Consider the following 3,292-nt stretch of genomic DNA (forward strand, 5'->3'; position numbering starts at 1 on the left):
GAGACGGTGACCGCTCGGCCGCAGACCCGGCTGTCGGCCGTCGAGGTCCTGGGCGAGGACGAGCTCCACCACGTACTGACGGAATGGAACGACACCTCCGCGCCTGTGGCGGAGCAACTGGTCCATCAGCTCTTCGAGGCGCATGCGGCGCGGAATCCGGATGCGCCGGCCATCCTGTCCGAAGGCATCGAGGTGTCGTACGCCGAGCTGGACACTCGTGCGAACCAGGTGGCCCGCTACCTCGTGGGCCGGGGCGTCGGGCCGGAGTCGCTGGTCGGCGTGTGCCTGGAACGCGGTGTCGAACTGATGGTGGCGTTGCTGGGCGTACTCAAGGCTGGTGGCGCGTACCTGCTGCTGGACCCGGAATACCCGGCCGAGCGGATCGCGTACATGCTGGAGGACGCGGCACCGGTGCTGGTGCTGGCCTCGGCCGCGACGTCGGAATCGGTGCCGGGTGGGGACGCACTGGTGGTGCTGGACGCACCCGAGACAGTGGCGGAGCTGACCGCGTCGGCGCCGGACGCGCCGGTGCGCGACGAGTGGGCGCCGCTGCTGCCGGGACATCCGGCGTACGTGGTGTACACCTCCGGGTCCACGGGGCGGCCCAAGGGCGTGCTGGTGCCGCAGGGGGGATTCGCCAACACGGTGGCGGCGCTCTCCCGCTTCGGGACCGGCCCCGGTGCGCGCGTGGCCCAGTTCGCCTCGATGAGCTTCGACCAGTTCTGCTCGGACTGGGCGCTGGGGCTGGCGTTCGGGGCGGCGCTGGTGGTGGTGCCGGAGACCCGCCGCCTCGGGGCGGAACTCGCGGCGCTCTTCCGCACGGAGGGGGTGACCCATGCCGTTCTGCCCCCGGCCGTACTGGCTGGGTTGGAGACCGGCTCGATCGGCGCGGACGTCGTCATCGAGGTAGGTGGCGAGGCGAGCTCGCGAGAGCTGGTGGACCGCTGGGCGGCCGGCGGCCGGCTGATGTTCAACACCTATGGGCCAACCGAGGCAACCGTCGACGCGACCGCCTGGCGGTGCCGCGTCGGCGCGGACGAGGTGGCCATCGGCGCGCCGATCCCCCATGCACGGGTGTACGTGCTCGACGAGTTCCTCTCCCCGCTGCCGGTGGGTGCGGTCGGTGAGCTGTACATCGCGGGCGCGGGCCTGGCACGCGGATACGTGGGTCGGACGGGTCTGACGGCGGAGCGGTTCGTGACCTGCCCGTTCGAGCCGGGCGCCCGCATGTATCGGACCGGTGACCTGGTGCGCTGGGGCGCGGACGGGCAGCTGGTCTTCGCGGGCCGGGTGGATGAGCAGGTGAAGGTCCGGGGGTTCCGGATCGAGCTGGGTGAGGTGCAGGCGGCGGTGGCCGCGCATCCGGGGGTGGCCCGGGCCGCGGTGGTGGCGCGTGAGGATGTGCCGGGTGACAAGCGCCTAGTGGCGTATGTCGTGCCGGCCGAGGAGATCTCGCCTGAACTGCCAGCTGTTTTGCGGGAGTTCGTCGGCGAGCGGTTGCCGTCCTACATGGTGCCGTCGGCGGTGGTGGTGCTGGAGGCACTGCCGTTGACCGTCAACGGCAAGCTGGACCGCCGTGCGCTGCCCGCACCCGACTTCACGGCCGCGCTGACGGACGGCCGGGAGCCGTCGACGGTGCAGGAGGAGCTGCTGTGCCAGGCGTTCGCGGAGGTGCTGGGGGTGGAGCGGGTCGGGGTCGATGACGACTTCTTCCTGCTGGGCGGGCATTCGCTGCTCGCCACGCGTCTGGTGAGCCGGATCCGTGTGGTGCTGGGCGTGGAGGTGCCGCTGCGGGCGCTGTTCGAGGCCTCGACGCCGGCGACGCTGGCTGCGCGGCTGGACCAGGCCGGTGAGACCCGCCGGGCGCTGACGGCGACGGCCCGTCCGGAGCGGGTGCCGCTCTCCTTCGCTCAGCAGCGCCTGTGGTTCCTGGGCGAGCTGGACGGCCCGAGCGCGACCTACAACATCCCGATGGCGCTGCGTCTGGCAGGCGAGCTGGACCGCGAGGCCCTGGCAGCCGCGTTGCGTGACGTGATCGGGCGGCACGAGGTGCTGCGTACGGTCTTCCCGGCCGTCGACGGTGAGCCGTACCAGCGAATCCTGTCGGTGGAGGAGTGCGGCTTCGAGCTGACCGTCGAGGAGGTGACGCCGGACGGCCTGCACGCCGCGGTCGCCGAGTCAGCGGCCCACGCCTTCGAGCTCACCACTGAAATTCCCCTGCGGGCACGCCTGTTCGTGCTGAGCGACGACGAGTCCGTTCTCCAGGTGACCGTCCATCACATCGCTGGCGACGGCTGGTCGATGTCCCCGCTGGCGCGGGACGTCTCGGCGGCGTACGCGGCCCGGCTGGACGGCCGGGCACCCGAGTGGGCCGCATTGCCGGTGCAGTACGCGGACTACGCGTTGTGGCAGCGCGACCTGCTCGGCGACGAACACGACGCCGAAAGCCTCATCTCCCGCCAGGTCGCCTACTGGCGCGAGCGGTTGGCGGATGCGCCGGAGGAGCTGGAACTGCCCACCGACCGGCCGCGCCCGGCGGTGGCCTCGCACCGGGGAGTCGGCGCGGAACTGGAGGTCTCCGCAGCGACGCACCGCCAGCTGGCCGCGCTAGCCCGTGAGCGGGGCGTGACCCTGTTCATGGTGCTCCAGGCCGCCCTCGCGGTGACCCTCAACCGGCTGGGTGCGGGGACCGACATCCCGATCGGCTCGGCGGTGGCCGGGCGGACCGACGAGGCGCTGGACGACCTGGTCGGCTTCTTCGTCAACACCCTGGTGGTCCGCACCGACCTGTCGGGCGACCCGACCTTCGGCGAGGTGCTGGAGCGGGTCCGGGAGGCAGGCCTGGGGGCGTTCGCGCACCAGGACGTGCCGTTCGAGAAGCTGGTGGAAGAACTGGCTCCGGCGCGTTCGATGGCTCGTCACCCGCTTTTCCAGGTGATGCTGACGCTGCAGAACACCGGTGAGGCGGAACTCGACCTGCCGGCAGTGCGGGCCGCCGGCGTGCCGACACGTGCACTGGCCGCCAAGTTCGATCTCGAAGTCTCCGTAGGCGAGTTGTTCGACGCCGAGGGCGCTCCGGCGGGCCTGCGTGGCACCGTGATCACGGCAGCCGATCTCTTCGACGCGGCGTCGGCCGAACGGCTCCGCGGACGCCTGATCCGAGTGCTGGAGATGCTTGCGCGGGATCCGCAACTGCGGCTGAGTGCGGTGGATGTGTTGGATGGGGTGGAGCGTGGGCGGCTCCTTGAGGGTTGGAATGACACGGGTGTGTCGGTGGCTGAGGTGACGGTTG

1 protein-coding gene is annotated in these 3,292 nt (G+C 71.4%); it reads left to right on the forward strand.

The genetic code is table 11. From position 1 onward, the window contains the following. Nucleotides 1-3,292, forward strand: a 3,292-nt coding sequence (locus tag ABZ845_RS31805; protein ID WP_360986984.1) for an amino acid adenylation domain-containing protein, incomplete at both ends; no start/stop codon positions are given.

Origin of the sequence: Streptomyces sp. NPDC047022 (assembly GCF_040644155.1) — a bacterium.
In the GTDB taxonomy this organism is placed as follows: domain Bacteria; phylum Actinomycetota; class Actinomycetes; order Streptomycetales; family Streptomycetaceae; genus Streptomyces.